The sequence below is a fragment of the Maribacter huludaoensis genome, assembly GCF_029350945.1.
GTDB classification, from domain to species: Bacteria; Bacteroidota; Bacteroidia; order Flavobacteriales; family Flavobacteriaceae; genus Maribacter; species Maribacter huludaoensis.
On record NZ_JARKMS010000002.1, the window covers coordinates 359,984 to 382,407 of the forward strand.

Consider the following 22,424-nt stretch of genomic DNA (forward strand, 5'->3'; position numbering starts at 1 on the left):
ATTGTGGTTATTGTGCAACCATTTTCATCAACTGTATCTCCTGTAGGAGTATTTGGGCAGTCATCATCTGCATCTGCAACACCATCGTTGTCAGAATCTGTTATTGTGGTTATTGTGCAACCATTTTCATCAACTGTATCTCCTGTAGGAGTATTTGGGCAGTCATCATCTGCATCTGCTACACCGTCGTTGTCAGAATCTGTTATTGTGGTTACTGTGCATCCATTTTCATCAACTGTATCTCCTGCTGGAGTATTTGGGCAATTGTCATTAGTGTTGATTATTCCGTCATTATCGTCATCTCCAACGGCAGTAACATTTGCCCTAATTATGGTATTGTCTAATAAAATTCTGTCTCCGGTTTGACCAGATTCAACTCTAATACCTAAATCTAACATTTCGTTAGATGTTGGTGTAAAAGTTGTTGAAAAAGTTTGCCAACCTGACGAGCTAGGTGTAGTGCTAAATTCAGCAACAATATCACCAAATATACCGCCTTCTGTCAACTCAAGTTGTAAAGTGGTGAAAGTGCCTTCTAGTACTTGATAATCTATTGAGATTATATATTCTACACCTTTGTAGAACTGCAATTCGTTTTGGAATATTGAATTTGATGAAGCACCACCTGTAATTAACTCCACACTATATTGTAGATTATCACTAATGTCTGTGTTTTTTACCCAGCTCCCTAATTGGATATAAATACCCCATTTTGACAAATTAGTGCCACCCCCATAAGACCAATCTTCAAAACTAGGGTCTTCTAATAGATTTGAACCATCTATTGTAACTTCACAGCCATCATCATCTACAGCAAGAGCAGTATCAGAAGTGTTTGGGCATAGATCATTATTATCTAAAACACCATCATTATCCGCATCTGGTAAAGGATCTCCTAAAACCCTAAGGTTGTCAAGAATGATTATACCTGTTTCCGTGGTGTTAGCTCTGAAAATAAGTCTAAAAATATGCGATTCATCTGTATCGTTTGTGTCAAAATCAAATGAGAAAGTATGCCAGTTGCCATCCGTATTAAAAGTTGTATACTCTCTTAATAAAGGTATTCCATATGGGTTTCCGTCTTTTGAGATATGAATTTCAGCACTAACGTTCGTGCCTCTTTTTATTTTGTAGTCAAAGGCATAGGTATAAGTTGTGTTGGTTGCTAATTGAATAGCAGTAGTATTTATGAGTTCTGTTTTAAATTGTAGAGAATTATTTAAATCTAGCTCTAAAGATGAAGATCCGTCTGTGGCATCCGTACTTTGAATAATGCTATTTTCATTTTCAATAGTCCAATCTTCAGGCGTAGCCGGGTTTGTTGACCAATTTTCAAAACTAAAATTCTGTGCGTAATTAACTTGATTGTTGTTGCTTACTATACAACCTTGGCTGTCTACGGTATTACCAGATGGTGTATTTGGACATTGGTCATTGCTATTAATTACACCATCGTTATCATCGTCTAATTGATTTTGAGAGCAACCATTGACGTCAACGTTTTCCCCAGTTGGTGTGTTTGGGCAATTGTCATTAGCATTGTTTACTCCGTCATTGTCATCATCTCCAACAGTAAATTGTAAGGTAATTGGATTTTTCGTAAGTGTTAGTGATGGTAAAACCGTATTAGTTATTAAGCAATCATAAACGCCTGCATCGGGCGCTGTAACATTAGGAATGATAAATGAACTATTTGTGGCTCCATCTATTTCAACTCCATCCTTACGCCATTGATACTCATTGTCAACATCTGTTGTATTATTAACAGAAACAGTAAATTCTTGACCTTCACTCCGTATAATTGTTTCTGGTTCTCCTATATTCTCTTGTGGTGTGTAATAAAAATTGACATGATTAGTGGCATTACTTTTTAAATCTTCAAAAACAAATGAATTAGTGTTAAGTCTAAAGTCAGAAATTGAATTTGGAAATATTGGTACTGTACCATTTAGATTGTTTCTGTCTAGAAAAAGATTATTAAGAGTCGGAATTTGTGTGAGTTCAACAGGAATATCTCCTATAAGGTTATTTCTTGATAAATATAATCCAATAAGATTGGGCAATTGTCCTAGACTTGGAGGAATACTACCGCTTATTCGGTTGAAATTTAAATCTAAAAACTTAAGACTTGTTAATGCGCTATATTCTGTAGGTATCTCTCCTTCTAGGCTATTTAATTCAGCACTAAGTCTTTCAAGACTTGATAGTGTACTTAATTCTTCAGGCAAAGTTCCTGTTAAACTATTACGATCTATTACTAGGTTTTTGAGAGACACAAGTTGTCCCAATTGAGTTGGAATTGTGCCTCCAAGATTATTTTGCCCCAAATCTAAGGTTTCTAGATTGTGTAGCTGCCCTAATTGTTCTGGTATACCACCTGTTAATCCATTATTGCCCAAATCTAAGTAACTTAAATTTGTCATTTGACCTAAAGTACTGGGGATAGAACCTGATAAATCGTTGTATTTAAGATTCAGGACCTCAAGTTGATCAAGTTGTCCAAGCGTACTAGGTATATTGCCATTGAGTCCATTGTAGTTAAGATTTAGATTCTTTAAATTGGATAGATTTCCTAACTCAAGGGGTATAATGCCGGTTAAGTTATTATTGTTGAGAAATAATCTTTCTAACCCGGACATTTGTCCTATTTCGGGAGGAATATTTCCTGATATTTCAAAATTATTTAAATAGATCTCTTTCAGTTGTATTAGGTTTCCAAGTTCTGGAGGAATTATTCCAGAAATACTGTTCTCGAGCTGTCCCTGGAATCCATTCTTGGTTAAATCCAAGGTTAGCAATTCCTCTAAATCTCCAATTTCAGGTGGTAAGAATCCAATTAAATTATTAGCTCTTAATTTTATTTTTGTTACACGTCCAGCGTCATTTGTCGTAATGCCATCCCAGCTATACATAGATTTATTTAGGTCCCAAGGTCTTTGCCAGCTAGCTCCGTCAGTAGAATTATAGAGAGCAATTAGTGCATTTCTATCTACTATATTTTCAGGTATTTCTGAGGCGTCAAAAAGGCGTACGTTGTCAATTAGAATGTCTTGGACAGAACTTTTTACGCTGCTAAGGGCAATGGAAAATTCAAATGTGTAGAAACTATCAGTTGGGACATCGATTTCAAATTGAACGGTTTCCCAGGTGTCAGTTTGGTGAGAACCACTAGCTCCAATACCTCCTGTATTTCTTTGGGCAAAATACCGAATAGATGGTACGTCATTGGTTGAAGAACCGTTAATAAAGGTCATTTTTACATCCACCCTTAGTAAATAGGTTTTACCGCCTTCTAAATTATAAGAACCACTGTTAATAGTTGCATCTTGGGATGTAGTAGCATTAAAAATTTGTACGCTACTTGATCCTGAATTGAAGTCTGATTGATTTCTTGTTACTTGGTCGATAGTTGAAGTCCAATTGTTTGGGTCATTGCCAGTCCAATTCTCAAAATCACCATTGGAAATAAGATTTGTCTGCGAAAATCCTGTAAAACAAATCAAAAAGAAAACTGCCAATAGCAGCTTAGTGTAGTTTTTAATCATAGTAAAATATGGTTAGCAAAACACTAATATAAATATTAGCGTTTTGTTAACAGAATATTTTCGTCGAAATACTACAATTGTTTCTTACGAAGTGTGGTCGTTCTATTACAAAAAAGTATTAATGCGCAACCAGCCAATTCTCACCCAAGCCAACCTCAACATCTAAAGGAACTGCAATTTTATATGCATTTTCCATTTCAGATTTAATGAGTGATTGTAATTCTTCTAATTCTGGCTTGTAGATATCGAACACCAATTCATCATGTACTTGCAATAACATTTTAGATTTGTAATTGCCTTTTTTTAGTTTGTTGTGAATATTGATCATGGCGATTTTTATAATATCTGCCGCACTACCTTGAATAGGTGCGTTCACGGCATTTCGCTCTGCAGCGCCACGAACAATGGCATTACTACCATTGATATCTTTTAAATAGCGTCTTCTGCCCAATACAGTTGACACATAACCATTTTCACGTGCAAAATCTACTTGTTCGCTCATGTAATTTCTTAGCTTTGGGTAGGTCTTGTAGTAGGTGTCTATCAGTTCTTTTGCTTCTTTTCTTGACAAGTCCGTTTGGTTGCTTAAGCCAAATGCAGATACACCATAGATGATACCGAAGTTTACGGTCTTAGCATTACTACGCTGTTCTCTGGTTACTTCATCTAATGGAACATTAAATACTTTTGATGCCGTAGAAGCATGAATATCCTCACCATTCTTAAAAGCTTCTATCATGGTGGTTTCTTCACTTAACGCAGCAATAATACGCAGCTCTATTTGTGAATAATCTGCCGCTAATAAAGTGTAGTTCTCATCTCTAGGTACAAAAGCTTTTCTTACTTGCCTTCCACGCTCTGTTCTAATAGGTATGTTCTGTAAGTTAGGGTTGTTGCTACTTAACCTTCCGGTAGCTGCAACGGTTTGCATATAATCTGTATGCACTCTTCCTGTAGATGGTTCAACCTGCTCTGGTAGTGCATCTACATACGTGCTTTTTAATTTAGCAAGACCTCTATAATCCAATACATTCTGAATGATTTCATGATCCTTTGCTAAATAGGACAATACATCTTCTGCGGTAGAGTACTGACCTGTTTTGGTCTTTTTAGGCTTGTCAACTAGTTTCAGTTTATCAAATAATATTTCACCTAATTGCTTTGGAGACCCTATATTAAATTCTTCACCGGCCACTTCATAAATTTTCTTCTCAAGGTTAGAAATGTCATTATTTAAGTCTTCGGAGAGTGAATTCAAGAATTCCTTGTCTAAATTGATGCCTTCCAATTCCATATCTGCCAATACGCGTAGTAACGGAATTTCAATTTCTTCAAATAACTTTTCGGTATTGGCTTCTTTTAATTCTGGTCTAAAATGTTGAGCAAGCTGATAGGTGATGTCTGCATCTTCAACCGCATATTCCGTTTGTTTTTCTAACGGAACATCGCGCATGCTCAATTGATTTTTCCCTTTTTTACCTATAAGTTCTGTTATGGAAACCGGAGTGTAATTTAAATACGTCTCTGCCAGTACATCCATATTATGGCGCATATCCGGATTAATTAGATAGTGTGCCAGCATAGTATCGAACAGAGGTCCTTTGACATCAATATTGTATTTATCCAATACTTTGATATCATACTTTAAATTCTGACCTATTTTTTCAATTTCTTCGGCTTCAAAGAAAGGGCGTAGCTCTTCTAAAAGTGCCTGTGCTTCTTCTTTGTTATCCGTGAAAGGAATGTAATATCCTTTTGTTGCTTCCCAAGAAAAAGCAATACCAACTAATTCTGCTGTCAAAGGATCTAAACCTGTAGTTTCGGTATCAAAGCAAACAGAAGTTTGTTGCATTAAGCTTTTTAGAAATAACTTCATTGCCATGCCGGGAGCCACACTTTGGTAAGAATGTGCAACATCGGCAATCGTCTTTCTGCTTGAAAAATCTTTAACTGTTGCACCAGCATCTGCAGGACTTCCAAATAGCGAGAACTGTCCCGATCCAGCATCTTGTATCTCTTTTTTAGCTGCTGGTTTGTTTGTAACTTCTGTATTCGCCTCTTCGGCTTCCGTAGAAAATAATTTTATAAACTGATCTTTTAATCTTCTAAACTCAAGCTCTTCAAATATTTTCTGTACTTCTTCACCATTCGGTTCAGACATCTCATAATCACTAGCATTAAAAGTGACATCGACATCTAAGCAAATAGTAGCTAATTTTTTAGAAAGTAAACCAAGTTCACCATTGGCTTCTACTTTCTCTTTCATTTTGCCCTTTAGCTTATCGGTATTTGCTAAAAGTCCTTCCATAGAATCGAACTGTTCTATGAATTTTTTAGCGGTTTTATCACCAACGCCTGGTAATCCTGGGATGTTATCACTGGCATCGCCCATCATTCCTAGGTAATCAATAACCTGTTCTGGTCTTTGAACTCCAAAACGTTTTTGAATTTCTGGAATACCCCAAATTTCAATGCCGTTACCCATTCTTGCGGGGCGATACATAAAGATGTTTTCAGAAACTAACTGCCCAAAATCCTTATCTGGCGTTACCATAAAAACCTTGTATTCTTCTTTTTCTGCCTGTTTTGCCAATGTACCTATAATATCATCTGCTTCCCATCCTTCTTTTACAACTACGGGAATGTGCATTGCCTTTAGTATTTCTTGAATATAAGGTATAGCTATACGTATGGCATCGGGTGTTTCCGATCTGTTTGCTTTGTACTCGGGGAACAACTCTGTACGCTCCGCACTTCCGCCTTTATCAAAACAAACGGCCAAATGATCAGGTTTTTCACGACGAATTACATCGAACAAAGAATTCATGAACCCCATAATCGCTGAGGTATCCATGCCTTGAGAATTTATTCTTGGGTTTTTTATAAGTGCGTAGTAACCACGAAAAATTAGTGCGTATGCATCTAGCAAAAAGAGTCTTTTTTGATCTGCCATTTTTGAGTATTGATTGTAAAAGGTTAAAAGTACAAATTGATACGGAAACATTAAGGGAGATTGCCTTATTGCTTAGAAGTTTTGTTATTCAATATTTATTTTTCAGGAGATTCATAATCCCCATATATTCTAAAATATTTATAGACGTAATAATAATTGTTTTCATCCTCATCATTTTCAAATTCCTTATACCTTATTTCGAGATTGCCTCTATCTATCAGGTTTACTTCAAAGAGTTCCATAATCAATTCAGAATTGTCAGAAGTATTTGTGAGTTTAAAAATAACCTTGTTGCCTATCATTACTTTCCACTCTCCATTATCGCTAGTTTTTGTATCAATTTCACAGAAATCAGTTCCGCCAGAATTATTTTCGGTTTCAATATAATCTTCAAAGTAAAGACTGCCATCTTCAAAAAGAATTAATTCTGTTTGCCTTTCACATATACCCGTAGATAAGTTATCTGCTGAAGAGCCATCTTTGAAAAAGACAATTCCTATAGTTCCGACCCATTTACCAGCAATCTGTTCTTTAAAGGTATATTTCTCTTCTATAGTACAGCCGGAGAATATAATCATCATAACGGCTAGAAATAAATAAACTGTTTTCATTTATGGTATATTAAAAATGATTTGAGGAATAATAGTCAGCTTCTTTTTCCTGAAGTATGTCATAATAATCGGCACCGAATAAATACTGTACATTATACAAGCCTGCTTTTAAAGGAGCATTCAAATCTGTATAAAAGACTTTATTGTATTTTAAAAAAAAATCGCTTTTTTCTTCTAACCTTTTAATAGGTTCTTTAACATAGGCATTGATAAAAAATGCACTAGTGTATTGATAAACATGAATAATTTCATGTGCAATAACCGCTTCTATATCAATATTGATATTACGTTTAAATTGAATTGTATTATGTAAAGCAATTCCTTCTGGTTTTATTCCTCTTGATTCAGGGAAGGTTTTTCTTTGAAAGATAAAATGACCAGAGTATAAAGTTCTTTTAAGATCTAACTTTGAGGTAGCAAAACCATATGCATTACCGTAAAGTGCAAAGGGTAAAATTCGATAGCGCAGTTTTTTTTCTCGCTTAAAATCATATTCCAGATAATTAAAGCCGAAATCCATGTACCATCGTTCCCAAAAGTTCCGATTGGCGGCAGCGTTATAAATAATGGAGTTACCTGCAGAATTCAAAATTTTAGAAGGCCATAAGTAGGCGTAGTTATCTGTTCTATGAAATTGCCTTACCAATCTTTTACTTTCAAAAGTCAAATAACCTCCTAAAGCACCTTGATACATGCCTTTGAAAAAACTTTTGAACCCTTTTCATTAGGTTTCTTATTAATCAATGCTCCAACGCCGCCTATGATAGCTTTGGATCCTACATTGTAGAAAGTGGCTTGTGAATCATTTCTTTGTGGGTATAAATATCCGGAAATCAATAAAATTAGAATTATCCTCATGGTTGGTTTTGAGGAAAATCTGAAATCAAAAACTACGCCATTTGTAAGATTTTTCAGAAATATTCTTAACTTTTTAAATAACTATCGGAAGGATTGTTCACATGACCTTCTTTAGTATACATTCTATAAGTGAAACCTGGGTGAATACAGTAACCACCTGTTTCTCCTTTTTTATTGATTGCGATAAACCCGATTTGAAAATCTTGTTTGTCCTTATTTTTAGCGATGATGCGTTTTACTCCTTCTTCACATGCCTCTTGTGGCGATTTGCCTTGTCGCATTAATTCTACGATTAAAAAACTACCAACGGTTCTAACCACTTCTTCGCCAACACCTGTTGCCGTAGCGCCACCAACTTCATTGTCAACAAAGAGTCCCGCTCCAATAATAGGGGAGTCACCAACCCTGCCAGCCATTTTATATGCCATGCCGCTAGTGGTACAAGCCCCTGCAATATCACCATCGGCATCAATGGCAAGCATACCAATAGTATCATGATTTTCAATATTAATGATAGGTTTATATTTTGATGTCTTTTTCCATTCTTCCCATGCTTGTTTTGATTCTTCGGTAAGCAAATTGGTTTTTTCAAAACCCTGTTCGTAAGCAAATTGTTCGGCACCTTTACCGGCTAGCATTACATGCGGAGTTTCTTCCATTACCTTTCTAGCCACAGAAATTGGGTTTGCAATATTTTGTATGGCCAAAACCGCACCACAGTTACCATCTTTATCCATGATACAGGCATCTAACGTAACATTGCCATCCCTATCCGGTCTGCCGCCATTCCCAACTGTACTATTGTTGATGTCGTTTTCTTCTACCATTACCCCTTGGTGTACGGCATCTAGTGCGGCGCCACCTTTTTCTAGAACTTCCCATGCTTTGGCAGTTGCATTTCCAAAATCCCAAGTGCAAATAGCTATGGGTAGTACAGGTGCATTATCTGCTTTTTCAGTTTGGGGCATTTTTTTATATGAAGCTAATATGGGAGCAGAGACGATACCCGCGGCTACGGTGCTAGAATTTCTTAGAAACTTTCTTCTTTTCATGAGATGGGTTCTTTACATTTAGTAACTTTAAATATAGCAATATGATAGTAGAAGTTTGTGCAAATTCCTTAGAATCTGCCTTGGTTGCGGAACAGGCTGGAGCAGACCGTATTGAGTTGTGTTCGGAATTGGCGGTGGGCGGACTAACTCCTTCTTACGGGTTGTTGAAAGCTGTGAAAGAGCAAGTATCTATTCCGGTGCATGTACTGATAAGACCTAGAAGTGGAGATTTTACGTATTCAGATGATGAATTCAATATTATGCTTGCCGATATTGCACTTTGTGTTGAAATGGGATTTGACGGAATTGTATCGGGGGTTTTATTAAGCGATTTTTTGTTGGATGCGGATAGAACGCAAATCTTAAAAGATGCGGCAGGTGAGTTGAAATTTACATTTCATAGGGCTTTTGATTGGATTGAAAATCCGTTTGAAGCATTACAAAAGCTGGATGCTATGCAGGTAGATTATATATTGTCATCAGGTCAACAAAATTCGGCACTTTTGGGAGTAGACCTTTTATCGGAATTAAAGAAGAAAAGCAAGAGCGTACAGATTATGCCTGGATCTGGTATAAACGCTGGTAATGTTGAAACTTTTAAAACCAGGGGATTTAGTGCCGTTCATTTATCGGGAACAGCTTTGGTTAAAACAATACTTAATAAACCTAATATATCAATGAACTCGGAAGGCTTTTTGAGCGATGATCATGTTGCCATTACGCAATTGGAAAATATTAATGCAGTTGTGGCTAAGGTTAAATAAATTGCAAATGAGCACATATACCGCTGTGATACAGATATCTTTGTAAAAAATTCTATCATGATACGTTGGTTTATTTTCGTCATAGCTTATGTTGCCTTAAGTTTTTATGTGCTGCAGGCATTAAAAACCATTACCAGACAACCATGGTGGTCGTGGATTTATATTGTGGTTTCATTAGCGGTTATGTTAAATTTCATCTACCAATTTTCAGTTGGAGAAGAGACAGGCCGTGTTCTAAGTATTTCTAAGAGTTATGCTTTCGGATTTTTATTGACCATGTTGACTTTCAATATCATTACTATTCTGTTTCTGTTTTCTGAAGATATGTATCGCCTTATTTCTGGACTATATCAAAAGATATTTGGTGAGGAAAAACAATTTGGACTTCCTGCCCGTAGAAGGTTTCTGAGCTTGTTGGCCTTAGGTGTGGCCTCCATACCATTTGGCGCGCTTTTGTATGGTATGTACAAGGGTAAGTACAATTTTAAAGTATTGAAATATGATTTGGAGTTCGATGATCTTCCTGATAGTTTTCACGGCTATCAAATTACCCAAATATCTGATATACATAGTGGTAGTTTTGATGACAGGAAAAAAATTGAGTACGCAGTAGACCTAATAAATAAGCAAAAAAGTGATGTATTGCTTTTTACAGGTGATATGGTGAATAATATGACTTCTGAAATGGAACCCTGGGCAGATCTGTTCAGTACCCTTCATGCTAAAGATGGTAAGTTTTCAGTTTTAGGAAACCATGATTACGGTGATTATATCCCTTGGGATACAGAAGAACTGAAACATCAAAATCTAGAAGATCTTAAAACATTACAGAAGCAGATGGGTTTTGATCTGTTGCTTAACGAGCATAGATATCTTAAAAGAGGTGATGATAAAATTGCCCTAGTAGGAGTAGAGAATTGGGGTAAAGGCGGCTTTAAAAAGGCCGGTGATCTCAAGAAGGCCGCTTCACAGATAGAAGAAAATGATTTTAAAATTTTAATGAGCCATGACCCCTCTCATTGGGAAATGGAAGTTATAAAAGATGACTACCATTATCATCTGACATTAAGTGGTCATACCCATGGTATGCAATTTGGTATAGAAATACCTGGATGGATCAAATGGAGTCCGGTGAAATGGAGATACCCTTATTGGGCGGGCATTTACAAAGAAATGGGGCAGTTCATTAATGTGAACAGAGGTTTTGGTTTTTTAGGATATCCGGGTAGGGTAGGCATTTGGCCAGAAATTACCGTGATAACTTTAAAGAAAAAGGCATTAACATGATTTTAACCCTTTTACGATGCTACAATTAGCCCGCTAAGAGTAGTATTTTAACAATTTTTATTACATTTGGCTAACAAAGAAAAGCATTTTATATGTCCAAATTTGGTGAACTAATAGATTTAAATGTACCTGTTCTTCTGGATTTTTATGCAGAGTGGAACGAACAGTCGACTGCAATGCATCCTGTATTAAGGGATGTAGCCGCTGCACTTGGTAGTAGAGGTAAGGTCATAAAGATAGATGTAGATAAGAACAAAGAGCTTTCTCAGGCTTTGCGTGTTAAAGGCTTGCCTACACTTATGATCTACAAAAAAGGAGAAATGGTATGGAGACAAAGTGGTGAGCAAGATGCTACTACGTTAATGGGTATTCTTAAAGAATACGTTTAGAACATAACATATAGAAATAAAAAAAAGCTTTGAGTTTGTGCTCAAAGCTTTTTTTTGTGACCATTTATATATCTATTCTATAATTTCGGTCTTCGTATTATCCGGTAAAATGGTATCGGAAACCGGTACGGTGTCCATCATATCGGGATTGCCCTGTTGCATTTCTTCGCGCATGTCCATATCATCCTCGTCCTTATAAAAGTGCTGGAATTTATCAATGTACTCATTAAAGATTAAGGTTTCTTTTTCTGCAATGTCTTCACTGTCATTGGTTATAATGATATCTATATTACGTCTATAGGCCTCCATATCTGCAATGATATCGTCAATATTACTGTATTGTTCGTCCAAGCTTGTGGAAGCGTAATACTCCAATCGTTCTTGGTACTTGCCTTTTAACTTTTCAAAAAGGGCACGGGCTTTTTGGTTTTCACCAACTTTATAATAGCCATCTATAAAAGGTTCTACCAATGTGTAGTATCCAAATTTATCTACTGGCATATTGGTCAAGGAAATTTCGATAATATCTTTCGCCTTGTCCATTTTGTTTTCCTTGATCAACGCTTCTGTTAAACGAGCTAAATTACCTCTAAAGGATACGCTTTGAATACGGGTTTGTGTATCGTGGTAAATGTCGCCACCTGCATTGCCCCAATCCCAACCGGTAACAATATCATACATTAATTCTGTATCTATTCTTCCTAGTTCAAAAGCATTAGGTCTTTCTGTACGGATAGGCACTAGTTTATATGCCAAACCATCCAGTTGAAGGTAATCTTTCATCCAAAGGTATTCGGCATCATCAAAACTACCACCAGAGAAGTATAGAGGACGTTTCCAGTCATTGTTCGCTAAGATGTCAAGCATCATCATGCTTTTTTTGGTAATAGCACCTGGTAGGTCTATATCAATGTAATCAACAATTTGGTCGGCGTCTTTTTCTTTCACCAAGCCACTGCTCAATACATTTTGTTTGTTTACAGGCACCCTAATTTTATTGGTAGGGTAGTATACCATGTTTTGAGTGTCTTCTGGATATTGACTAAGATCAGCGCCATTTTGCTCAAACAAGTACTTTAGTTTAGTTCTTGGTTTATCACTATCGATCCAGTTAATAAAATCTTTAATGGGCCATCTGTTTTCCGTAATGCCTTGGTGGTATAGCACATCTCTTGATCCCCACCTGTATTTCTCATGAGTAATTTGTGAAGGTATTGGCGCGCTTTCGTAAGCTGCAGCTTTCATTTGGTCAACATACCAATCTGTTTCAAAAAGACTGGTACATACCACACGAACGTCCGTTCTGTAATGTTCAATTTCTTGTGCGTACCAAATTGGGAACGTATCGTTATCTCCAATGGTAAATAAAATAGCACCTGCATCTTCTTGGCAAGAATCTAAATATGCCTTTGCAGAAGAGTTTGCGGTGAATTTACCTGATCTATCATGGTCGTCCCAGTTTTGTACTGCCATTACCGTTGGTACCGCAAGTAATGTTACTACAACTACAGCAGGGGCTAATATTTTAGGGGTGATCCATTCTTTAAAACTATCATACAAACCATATACTCCTAAACCGATCCAAAGGGCAAAGACATAGAAGGATCCTACAAGGGAATAATCTCGTTCACGAGGTTGAAATATGCCTGGGTTCGTATAAAATTGTATGGCCAATCCTGTAAAGAGAAAGAACATCAATAATACCCAGAATTGCTTTTTGTCTTTTGAAAGTTGAAAAACAATACCAATAATTCCTAGAATTAATGGCAAAAAGAAATAGGTGTTCCTACCTGGGTTGTTTTGAATATCACTAGGTAAATTATCCTGACTGCCTAATCTAATACTATCAATTACATTGATGCCACTTAACCAGTTTCCATTTTCATTATATCGACCCTGAACATCATTTTGTTTTCCAACAAAATTCCACATGAAATAACGTAAATACATGTAATTGAACTGAAATTCGAACATATATTTAACATTGTCCCACAACGTAGGTGGTTGTACTTCTATATACTCATCAAAACGTTTTAGAAAGCTAATGTATTGATCGGCACCGATCTCACCGTTGGCAAAACCAATTTTAACCTGTTCTGCAGCTTGCCTTAACTCTTGATTCGGTTGTGTGATCCTAAAATCTAAGGCGCCAAAATAGCGCATGTAGTTCTCTGCATTTTGTGAACTCCACATTCTTGGTAACAATCCTTGGTGTTTAGGATTGGGACCTTGAACGGCATCTTTGTATTTATTTACTATAATGTACTTTCCTAAAGTATAATCTTTCTCATATTTGGGTTTTCCGTCTTGGTCTTCACCTGCCGGTGCAAACATATCTGAATAATAGGTGCCATAAACAGGGCTGTCTACACCTGGGTATTGCTCTCTATTGTAATATGCTAGTAGTGCTCTTGCATCTTCTGGATTGTTTTCATTGATGACAACTTTGGCATTTGCTCTAATGGGTAACATTAACCATGATGAAAAACCTAGGAATAAAAACATTAAACATAAAACAATAGTATTGCCTGTTCTATAATTGTTCTTGCGTGTATAGTTTAGACCAAAGTAAAATGCCGCTATGAAGAGGAGACCTATTATTATAGACCCAGAATTAAAAGGTAGCCCAATGCTGTTAATGAAGAATACTTCTCCCCAGCCAAATAATTTAAGAACGTAGGTAAGTGAAAATTTATATACCAACATTAAAATGGCAATAACAATGATGTTAGCCAGTAAAAAGTTCTTTACTGTAGTCTTTTGGTAGGTTTTAAAATAATAAAGTAGGCCAATTGAAGGGATTGCCAAAAAGCCCATAAATTGAACTCCGAAAGTCAATCCTACAACAAAAGAAATTAACACGAGCCACTTATTGCCACGGGGATCATGTAGGTTATCGGTCCATTTCAGCCCTAACCATAATAATAAGGCCATAATGAAACTTGCCATTGAATATACTTCGGTTTCTACGGCGTTGAACCAAAAACTATCTGAATAGGTGAAGGCCAATGAACCAACTAGGGCACTACCAAAAACGGCTATTGCCTTACTATTGGTAAAAGGACCATCTTTTTCAATTAATTTTCTGGTAATGTTTGTAATCGTCCAGAACATAAATAAAATGGTGAATGCGCTAGATACACCAGATACCAAGTTGACCATCATTGCGATTTTACTTGGCTCTAAGGCGAACATTGCAAAAAAGGCACCGATCATCTGTAGCAATGGCGCCCCGGGCGGGTGGCCCACTTGAAGCTTGGCCGCCGTTGCTATATACTCTCCCGCATCCCAAAAACTATTGGTGGGTTCTACGGTAATGTAATACGTGATAAAGGCGATAAAAAATACGGACCATCCTAATATGGTGTCCCACTTGTGGTAGTTCTTTGAAAACATGAAGCTTGGGTTAAACCTAAGTGGCGAATTTACTAATTAATCTAGAAAGGAATGAACTATTTTTATAAACCTTTAACACAGGTAAAGTAGATTTTTTTCATTTTTACTTGAAAAAATGTTTGGTGAAACAAAACTTTGTTTTAAATTTGCAGCCTCTTAAAAGGTATTGGCCCATGGTGTAATGGTAACACTCCGGTTTTTGGTACCGTCATTCAAGGTTCGAGTCCTTGTGGGCCAACTAAGAGAGCAATCCTGATGTCATTTGATGTCAGGATTTTTTATTTTTATGATTTATGTCATTTTAATTGTAATCTAATTGTCTGACCTTCGTACTTATACATATTTCAGTACGGAATGTTAAGTGTTGATAACCGTTGTGTCAGTATTTTTGTACATTTAAACCGATAACGTTACAAATACATCGGAAAAGAAACCATTTCGATTTTGTTATTATATACTTTGGTACCCTAAAGAACTTAACCCTATGAAACTCTCTCCAAAAGTTTTAAAAATATTATTAATCGTTGTTGTACTTGGATTTGGGATCGGCTTTTATCTGCAAGATCTAAAACATGAAGAAAGTACTGCCCATGCTTGGAAAGCCAATCGTTATAATTTAGATCGCTTTAATAAGATAATGGAATATAACAACAAAATGAACTCCTCTAATTGGAGGGTGTTGAAAGATAGTATAGATCAACAATTGGATACTCTGATGATACTTCGTTTTCGTAAAGAAGTTGATAGTATAGAAGATTCTGAGCCTCAGGCGTACAGCGATCAAGTTGAGGTGCATGCATCTTTTATGCCTCAATAGTCTTTATGGTTGATGTTGTATAGGATATCACTCAATGAGTGTCCTTGGGTTCTATTTTGTCTATAGTTGCCTTGTCCATTTCTTGGTAATCTTCATCTTCAGTTTCTCTAATAGCGTCCTCGGCTAAGTTTCTTTCAATAATTTCTTCATCAATTTCATCTAGCATAGTCCCCATTTTTCGTTTATCACGAATCATGGCCCATGTCATTATTAAGCTTGTGGCTATAATTACAAATAACAAGATGCCAGATTCAAATCCTTCAATCTGAGCTTCTGCAGGTATGGCATAAAATAGCAATACGGTAATTAATCCTCTAGGGGCTATGAATAATTGGGGCAACATATCTTTTCCAACAAAAACCATCAAGATCAAAAATCGGATGGCGTAAATAGAGGCAATTATTAGCAAGCTTACAATGGCAACGTTAACGCTAAGTAAAGATGATAGTACTATGGTGATGCCAAAAATCACAAAGAAAAAGGTTCTGACTACAAATGCAGTTTCTAGCGTAACTATATGCAGCTCGTGATAAATTTGTTGCATTCTTTCCTTTTCAAGAAAGATTTTTGTTTTGCCTGGAAAAAATAAGTTGACATTCTTTACAATCAAACCAAATACCAATATGATTATTAAGGATGATAAGTGCATTTTTTTGCCTATTGCGTAAAGAAGGAGTAATACCGATATAAGCAAGAATAATTTTGCCTGGCTTTTTATGCGTTGAAAAACTAATATAATAGCATAGCTGGCAACTAGTGCTATAACTATGGTAACGGCGAAATTTATGCTAAAACCAACCACACCGGTATCTTCGGCCGGGTTTAGTTTTCCCGTTAAAAAATAGAACATCATAATACCCATAATGTCAGAAAAGGTGCTTTCGTAAATATGGAATTCTTTTTTCTGTTCACTTAAACCGCCTACGCTTGGTATAATTATAGCGCTTGATAGAATGGATAGCGGCGTGGCATATAACAATGCAGATTGCATAGTCATATTTGGTATAAACTGATAAAGGATTAGAGCGGCAACATATGCAGAACCTACTAGGCCAATTAAAGCGATGGCCATAGATTTTAGAATAGGCCATAATTTTTCCTTTTTCAATTCTAGTTCTAAGGCAGCTTCTAGCACTATCATGATAAGGCCTACCGTACCTAGAATTTCAAGTGACCCTTTAAAGTCAGGTATTTCAGGTATAAAAATTTCAAGACCTATTTTAATTAATATGCCTAGGACAATGAGCATAAGCACTGCCGGTATATTGGTTTTTTTTGAGATGCCATTAAAAAAGAAGGATAGTACAACAATTAAAGAAGCTCCTATAATTAGGTTATAGGATGAAAGAATTTCCATTTTATAATTTTTTGGTTGGTGTTGGGCTAAAAATAAGATAATTATTAAAACGTATATTAATTGTTATATTTTAATTATCTGTTTTGATTCTTTTCATAGTGAATGAATTAGGTGTAATTAGTCTATTGTAGGAAATTAAATTTATTGTATATTTGCAAAGCTGAAAGGATATAAAAGTATTCATGAGGGGACAATTAGTCCCCTCTTTTATTACTTATTATTTATGCTAAAGGAAAAAGTAAAGGAATTATTGGATCAAGGTCTTCAGGAAGACCCCTCCCTATTTTTAATCGATTTCACAATGGGTGCTGATAATAGCATTCATGTGGTAATAGACGGTGACCATGGGGTTACGGTCAGTGATTGTATTAAAATAAGTAGGGCGATCGAGCATAATTTGGATCGTGACGAACATGATTTTTCGCTAGAGGTTGCCTCTGCGGGTGCATCGGCACCGTTGGTTATGCCTCGTCAATACGTTAAAAACGTGGGCAGAAAACTTGAAGTTCGTACAAACGACAATAAGTTTGAGGGGAATTTGACCGCCGTAAATGATGATTCTATTGTTTTGGAATGGAAAGCTAGGGAGCCTAAGCCAATAAGTAAGGGGAAAGTGACCGTTCAGAAAAAAGAAGAAGTAAATTTTTCAGATATTATTAAAGCAAAAGTTGTATTAAAATTTTAATTGTAATTACCAATGGAAAATATTGCGTTAATTGAATCTTTCTCAGAGTTTAAGGACGATAAGTTCATAGACAGGGTAACATTAATGGCCATTTTGGAAGATGTATTTAGAAATGCGCTTAAAAAGAAGTTTGGTTCAGATGATAACTTTGATATCATTATAAACCCGGATAAAGGTGATTTGGAAATTTGGAGAAACCGTATCGTTGTAAATGATGGTGAGGTTGAGGAGCCAAATGAAGAAATTTCATTATCTGCGGCACGTAAAATTGAGCCAGATTTTGAAGTTGGTGAAGATGTGTCTGAAGAGGTGAAGTTGATTGATCTAGGAAGAAGGGCAATTTTGGCATTACGTCAAAATCTTATTTCCAAAATTCATGAGCATGATAATACAACCATTTATAAGCATTTTAAGGATTTAGAGGGCGAGATTTATACGGCAGAGGTACATCATATTCGTCATAAAGCTGTTATTTTGTTAGATGACGAGGGCAATGAGATAATTTTACCGAAAGATAGACAGATACCTTCTGATTTTTTCCGTAAAGGTGATAACGTTAGGGGTGTTATTGAAAGTGTGGAGTTAAAAGGAGCTAAACCTACGATTATAATGTCTAGAAGTTCGCCTAAATTCTTGGAGCAATTGTTCTTTCAAGAGATACCAGAGGTGTTCGACGGATTGATCACTGTCAAAAAAGCGGTTAGAATACCAGGAGAAAAAGCGAAAGTTGCTGTAGACTCTTATGATGATCGTATTGATCCTGTTGGTGCCTGTGTGGGTATGAAAGGGTCTAGAATTCACGGTATTGTTCGTGAATTAGGTAATGAGAATATAGATGTTATTAACTGGACGGCTAACCCACAATTGTTAGTGACCAGGGCGTTGAGTCCGGCTAGGGTTTCTTCTGTTAAGTTGAACGATGAGAAGATGACAGCACAAGTTTACCTGAAGCCAGAAGAAGTTTCTAAGGCAATAGGTAGAGGTGGTCATAATATTAGATTAGCTGGTCAACTTACTGGTTATGAGATAGATGTGTTTAGGGAAGGAGTTGAGGAAGATGTTGAATTAACGGAGTTCTCAGATGAAATCGATGCTTGGATTATTGAAGAATTCAAGAAAATCGGTTTTGATACGGCACGTAGCGTATTAGAGCAAGATGTGAATGATTTAGTGAAACGTACAGATTTAGAAGAGGAAACTATTTTAGAAGTTGTTCGTATACTAAAAGAAGAATTAGAAGATTAGCTATATATTAGCACTTAAATAAAAGAACGGGAATCAGTATTTATGGCAGACAATGCAAAAATAAGGCTTAATAAAGTTCTTCGTGAACTTAATATTTCCTTGGATAGGGCAGTGGACTTTCTTAACGGAAAAGGACATGATGTGGAAGCGAGGCCTACCACAAAAATTTCTGATGATGTTTACCAAGTTTTACTTGATGAGTTCCAGACGGATAAGAGTAAAAAAGTTGCGTCAAAAGAGGTTGGAGAGGAAAAGCGTAAGGAGAAAGAGGCAATTCGAGTTCGATTGGAAAAAGAGCAAGAAGATCGTCGCTTGGCCCGTGAGCGAAGAAACTCTGAATCCGAAGACAAAACCTTAGTTGGTAAGGTAGAACTTTCTGGTCCCAAAATGGTAGGTAAAATTGACCTTAATCCTAAGAAAAAAGTTGAAGAGCAACCTGCTAAAGAAACTCCAAAAGCTGAAGAAAAGGTTGAGCCTAAAGAGGAAGAAAAATCTGCTCCAAAGGTAGAGGTCAAGGAGACAAGAAGGGTTGTTTTACAAGGTCCTAAAATTGTGTCCCAACCTGCTCCAAAGAAAGAGGTGAAAAAAGAGGAGCCTAAAGTTGAATCTCCTAAAGCTGCCGCTCCTAAAGCTGATGAAACTAAAAAATCAGAAGCTAAACAGGAGCCTGCAAAAGCTGATTCTACTGCAGAAGCCGCTCAGGAGCCTGAGGCACCAAAAACAATAGAGACTCAGTATCAGAAATTGTCAGGTCCAAAAATTGCCGGTGAGAAAATTGACCTTAGCAAATTTGAAAAGCCCAAGAAAAAGAAAGAAGATAAAAAGCCTGCTGCAGGTGCTGACCGAAAGAAAAGGCGTAGAAGAATTGTAACTAAAAATACTTCTGGTCCAGGTCAAAATAGAAACACCGGAAACTCTGGTGATAGAAATAAAGGTAGAGGAAGATTTGCGCCGGTGGCAAAAGTTGAGCCTACTGAGGAAGACGTGCAAAAGCAAGTACGTGAAACCCTAGAAAAACTTCAAGGTAAATCCAAGAAGGGTAAAGGGGCAAAGTATAGAAGAAGTAAAAGGGATCAGCACCGTGAGCAAACGGAGAAAGATCTTGAACAACAGGAATTGGAGAACAAGGTGCTTAAAGTTACCGAGTTCGTTACGGCAACAGAGGTCGCTACCATGATGGGAGTTTCTACAACTGAAATTATTTCAGCTTGTATGTCATTAGGTATTATGGTGACCATGAATCAGCGTTTAGATGCTGAAACATTATCTATAGTAGCAGAAGAATTCGGTTATGAGGTTGACTTTGTTACTGCTGATATTGAAGAAAGTATAGTTGAGGAAGAAGATGCTCCTGAAGATTTAAAGCATAGAGCTCCGATCGTTACGGTCATGGGGCACGTGGATCACGGTAAAACATCTTTATTGGATTACATCCGTAAAGAGAATGTAATTGCCGGAGAAAGTGGTGGTATTACTCAGCATATTGGTGCCTACGGAGTAACACTTGAAAATGGGGAAAGAATTGCTTTCTTGGATACTCCTGGTCACGAGGCTTTTACTGCTATGCGTGCTAGAGGTGCTCAGGTAACCGATATTGCAATTATTGTTATTGCGGCAGATGATGATATTATGCCACAAACGAAAGAGGCGATCAGTCACGCGCAAGCTGCTGGTGTACCAATTGTTTTTGCAATAAACAAAGTTGATAAGTCTACGTCTAATCCTGATAAGATCAAGGAAGGTCTAGCGCAGATGAACCTATTGGTTGAAGATTGGGGAGGTAAAATACAATCTCATGATATTTCTGCCAAGACCGGTTTAGGTGTAAAGGAATTATTGGAGAAAGTTTTACTTGAAGCTGAGTTATTAGAGTTAAAGGCCAATCCAAATAAAAATGCATCAGGAACTGTTGTGGAAGCGTTCTTGGATAAAGGAAAAGGTTATGTGTCTACTGTGTTAGTGCAGTCTGGTACACTTAAGATAGGTGATTATGTGTTGGCCGGTACTACAAGTGGTAAGATCAAGGCAATGCAGGATGAAAGGGGCAATAATGTAAAAGAAGTTGGTCCTTCAACACCAATATCTATATTAGGTCTTGACGGGGCTTCTCAGGCAGGTGATAAGTTCTACGTATTGGAAGACGAGCGTGAGGCTAAGCAAATTGCCTCAAGAAGATCTCAATTACAACGTGAGCAGTCTGTTAGAACGCAGCGTCATATTACTTTGGATGAAATTGGTCGTAGAATTGCATTAGGTGATTTCAAAGAACTTAATATTATTCTTAAGGGTGATGTTGATGGTTCTGTTGAAGCGCTTACAGATTCTTTCCAGAAATTATCCACTGATGAAATTCAAGTGAATATCATACATAAAGCTGTAGGTCCTATTACGGAATCAGATGTGTTATTGGCTTCTGCTTCGGATGCGGTTATTATAGGGTTTAATGTAAGGCCTATGGGCAACGCGAAAGCAATTGCCGAGAAAGAGGAAATAGATATCCGTATGTATTCTATCATTTATGCTGCGATCAATGACCTTAAAGATGCAATGGAAGGTATGTTATCTCCTGAAATGAAAGAAGAGATTTCTGGTACAGCTGAGATTAGGGAAACTTTTAAAATTTCTAAAATTGGAACTATTGCAGGTTGTATGGTAACAAGCGGTAAAATCTTTAGAAACTCTAATATTAGATTAATACGAGATGGCGTAGTTATATATACAGGTACATTATCTTCGTTAAAACGATTTAAAGATGATGTTAGGGAAGTAGCTAAAGGTTATGACTGTGGTCTTCAAATTAAAAACTATAATGATATTAATGAAGGTGATATTGTTGAAGCGTTCCAAGAAGTTGCAGTGAAGAAAAAGTTGAAGTCCAAATAGAATTTAAAATAAAAGAGTATTAAAATCTCTTTAGGAATAAAGCAAAAAAAATCGACCTATTTGGTCGATTTTTTTGGTTTTAATAACATAGCATCGGGGTACTTGGTCCTTACCTCGTTGAACTTTCGTTCGGCATCTAATCTAGAGGTAAACCTGCCGACTCTTACGCGATATGTTGGTGAGTCAAAATCAATTTTAGAAACTAGTTCAGGAAAATCCTCTTCCACGTTTGCTTTTATTTTTTGTGCTTTTGCATAGTTGCCAAAGCCAACTTGTATTCTGTAGTATTCATTATTGCTTAAGGATGATTTGTAAATCTCTAACAATTGATCAATCTTCGGGTCTTGCTGTATATCTACATTTGCACTTTGTGCGTAGCTAAATTGGCTAAAACAAGCAAAAACTAGGAGGGTACTAACAATTTTCATAACCTATTTTCAATTTATTTTTTATTTAGGACAAAAGTAATTTATTAAGGCTCAAACAAATAAATCTTGATCTATTTAGAATATTTCTAAATTGTAAATTATAGATACATTAACATTTTGCAAATAAAGTCTATGTCGTATTTTTGTCATCGAT

At 36.5% G+C, this 22,424-nt stretch carries 15 protein-coding genes and 1 tRNA gene; 8 read left to right on the plus strand and 8 right to left on the minus strand.

Annotated features, from left to right (window positions below):
* The 5 genes from PXC01_RS06640 to PXC01_RS06660 form a co-directional block, all read right to left on the minus strand.
* The coding region (locus PXC01_RS06640) for a leucine-rich repeat domain-containing protein (RefSeq protein ID WP_276471535.1) at window positions 1–3,545 on the minus strand (3,545 nt) is incomplete at its 3' end.
* A 118-nt stretch (window positions 3,546–3,663) separates the two neighbouring features.
* Entirely contained in the window at window positions 3,664–6,498 is a 2,835-nt protein-coding gene (gene polA / locus PXC01_RS06645; RefSeq protein WP_276471536.1) for a DNA polymerase I, read from the minus strand.
* 95 nt (window positions 6,499–6,593) lie between these two features.
* On the minus strand, window positions 6,594–7,109 hold the full coding sequence (locus tag PXC01_RS06650; protein WP_276471537.1) for a hypothetical protein: 516 nt from the start codon (window positions 7,107–7,109) through the stop codon (window positions 6,594–6,596).
* A gap of 10 nt (window positions 7,110–7,119) precedes the next feature.
* The gene (locus tag PXC01_RS06655) at window positions 7,120–7,803 is read right to left on the minus strand and encodes a hypothetical protein (protein ID WP_276471538.1); all 684 of its coding nucleotides are present in this window, start codon (window positions 7,801–7,803) and stop codon (window positions 7,120–7,122) included.
* Between the two features lie 229 nt (window positions 7,804–8,032).
* The gene (locus tag PXC01_RS06660) at window positions 8,033–9,019 is read right to left on the minus strand and encodes an isoaspartyl peptidase/L-asparaginase family protein (RefSeq protein WP_276471539.1); all 987 of its coding nucleotides are present in this window, start codon (window positions 9,017–9,019) and stop codon (window positions 8,033–8,035) included.
* A 41-nt stretch (window positions 9,020–9,060) separates the two neighbouring features.
* Between PXC01_RS06660 and PXC01_RS06665 the strand changes: the two genes are divergently transcribed.
* The 3 genes from PXC01_RS06665 (at window position 9,061) to PXC01_RS06675 (ending at window position 11,459) form a co-directional block, all read left to right on the plus strand.
* Window positions 9,061–9,783 carry a copper homeostasis protein CutC gene (locus PXC01_RS06665; protein ID WP_276471540.1) on the plus strand — a complete coding sequence of 241 codons (723 nt, stop codon included), beginning with the start codon at window positions 9,061–9,063 and terminating at the stop codon, window positions 9,781–9,783.
* Between the two features lie 57 nt (window positions 9,784–9,840).
* Window positions 9,841–11,070, plus strand: coding sequence for a metallophosphoesterase (locus PXC01_RS06670; protein ID WP_276471541.1), 1,230 nt, complete (start codon window positions 9,841–9,843; stop codon window positions 11,068–11,070).
* Between the two features lie 92 nt (window positions 11,071–11,162).
* Window positions 11,163–11,459, plus strand: coding sequence for a thioredoxin family protein (locus PXC01_RS06675; RefSeq protein ID WP_276471542.1), 297 nt, complete (start codon window positions 11,163–11,165; stop codon window positions 11,457–11,459).
* Window positions 11,460–11,531: 72 nt separating this feature from the next.
* Here PXC01_RS06675 and PXC01_RS06680 read toward each other — a convergent pair whose 3' ends face one another.
* Window positions 11,532–14,855 carry a glycosyltransferase family 117 protein gene (locus PXC01_RS06680; protein WP_276471543.1) on the minus strand — a complete coding sequence of 1,108 codons (3,324 nt, stop codon included), beginning with the start codon at window positions 14,853–14,855 and terminating at the stop codon, window positions 11,532–11,534.
* Window positions 14,856–15,022: 167 nt separating this feature from the next.
* Between PXC01_RS06680 and PXC01_RS06685 the strand changes: the two genes are divergently transcribed.
* Both PXC01_RS06685 and PXC01_RS06690 read left to right on the plus strand, forming a co-directional pair.
* Window positions 15,023–15,093, plus strand: a tRNA-Gln gene (locus tag PXC01_RS06685).
* Between the two features lie 246 nt (window positions 15,094–15,339).
* Window positions 15,340–15,672, plus strand: coding sequence for a hypothetical protein (locus PXC01_RS06690; RefSeq protein WP_276471544.1), 333 nt, complete (start codon window positions 15,340–15,342; stop codon window positions 15,670–15,672).
* Between the two features lie 31 nt (window positions 15,673–15,703).
* On the opposite strand, the gene PXC01_RS06695 is transcribed toward PXC01_RS06690, so the two are convergent.
* On the minus strand, window positions 15,704–17,029 hold the full coding sequence (locus PXC01_RS06695) for a cation:proton antiporter domain-containing protein (protein WP_276471545.1): 1,326 nt from the start codon (window positions 17,027–17,029) through the stop codon (window positions 15,704–15,706).
* A 223-nt stretch (window positions 17,030–17,252) separates the two neighbouring features.
* Here PXC01_RS06695 and rimP point away from each other — a divergent pair, with 223 nt between their 5' ends.
* Genes rimP through infB form a run of 3 tightly spaced genes read left to right on the plus strand, consistent with a single transcriptional unit; the run spans window position 17,253 to window position 21,842 of the window.
* Entirely contained in the window at window positions 17,253–17,714 is a 462-nt protein-coding gene (rimP, locus tag PXC01_RS06700; RefSeq protein WP_276471546.1) for a ribosome assembly cofactor RimP, read from the plus strand.
* Between the two features lie 12 nt (window positions 17,715–17,726).
* Window positions 17,727–18,959, plus strand: coding sequence for a transcription termination factor NusA (nusA, locus tag PXC01_RS06705; protein ID WP_276471547.1), 1,233 nt, complete (start codon window positions 17,727–17,729; stop codon window positions 18,957–18,959).
* 42 nt (window positions 18,960–19,001) lie between these two features.
* Complete coding sequence (infB, locus tag PXC01_RS06710; RefSeq protein WP_276471548.1) at window positions 19,002–21,842, plus strand: translation initiation factor IF-2; 2,841 nt, start codon at window positions 19,002–19,004, stop codon at window positions 21,840–21,842.
* A 56-nt stretch (window positions 21,843–21,898) separates the two neighbouring features.
* Here infB and PXC01_RS06715 read toward each other — a convergent pair whose 3' ends face one another.
* Window positions 21,899–22,270: an SPOR domain-containing protein gene (locus tag PXC01_RS06715; protein WP_276471549.1), complete on the minus strand. Its 372-nt coding sequence runs from the start codon at window positions 22,268–22,270 to the stop codon at window positions 21,899–21,901.
* Window positions 22,271–22,424: the final 154 nt, after the last annotated feature.

What these genes read in the sequence shown, in the direction of transcription:
- PXC01_RS06665 (WP_276471540.1), top strand. Translation starts at nt 9,061, where the DNA reads ATGATAGTAGAAGTTTGTGCAAATTCCTTAGAATCTGCCTTGGTTGCG.
- PXC01_RS06650 (WP_276471537.1), bottom strand. Translation starts at nt 7,109, where the DNA reads ATGAAAACAGTTTATTTATTTCTAGCCGTTATGATGATTATATTCTCC.
- polA (WP_276471536.1), bottom strand. Translation starts at nt 6,498, where the DNA reads ATGGCAGATCAAAAAAGACTCTTTTTGCTAGATGCATACGCACTAATT.
- PXC01_RS06695 (WP_276471545.1), bottom strand. Translation starts at nt 17,029, where the DNA reads ATGGAAATTCTTTCATCCTATAACCTAATTATAGGAGCTTCTTTAATT.
- PXC01_RS06660 (WP_276471539.1), bottom strand. Translation starts at nt 9,019, where the DNA reads ATGAAAAGAAGAAAGTTTCTAAGAAATTCTAGCACCGTAGCCGCGGGT.
- PXC01_RS06680 (WP_276471543.1), bottom strand. Translation starts at nt 14,855, where the DNA reads ATGTTTTCAAAGAACTACCACAAGTGGGACACCATATTAGGATGGTCC.
- infB (WP_276471548.1), top strand. Translation starts at nt 19,002, where the DNA reads ATGGCAGACAATGCAAAAATAAGGCTTAATAAAGTTCTTCGTGAACTT.
- PXC01_RS06670 (WP_276471541.1), top strand. Translation starts at nt 9,841, where the DNA reads ATGATACGTTGGTTTATTTTCGTCATAGCTTATGTTGCCTTAAGTTTT.
- rimP (WP_276471546.1), top strand. Translation starts at nt 17,253, where the DNA reads ATGCTAAAGGAAAAAGTAAAGGAATTATTGGATCAAGGTCTTCAGGAA.
- PXC01_RS06675 (WP_276471542.1), top strand. Translation starts at nt 11,163, where the DNA reads ATGTCCAAATTTGGTGAACTAATAGATTTAAATGTACCTGTTCTTCTG.
- nusA (WP_276471547.1), top strand. Translation starts at nt 17,727, where the DNA reads ATGGAAAATATTGCGTTAATTGAATCTTTCTCAGAGTTTAAGGACGAT.
- PXC01_RS06655 (WP_276471538.1), bottom strand. Translation starts at nt 7,803, where the DNA reads ATGTATCAAGGTGCTTTAGGAGGTTATTTGACTTTTGAAAGTAAAAGA.
- PXC01_RS06690 (WP_276471544.1), top strand. Translation starts at nt 15,340, where the DNA reads ATGAAACTCTCTCCAAAAGTTTTAAAAATATTATTAATCGTTGTTGTA.
- PXC01_RS06715 (WP_276471549.1), bottom strand. Translation starts at nt 22,270, where the DNA reads ATGAAAATTGTTAGTACCCTCCTAGTTTTTGCTTGTTTTAGCCAATTT.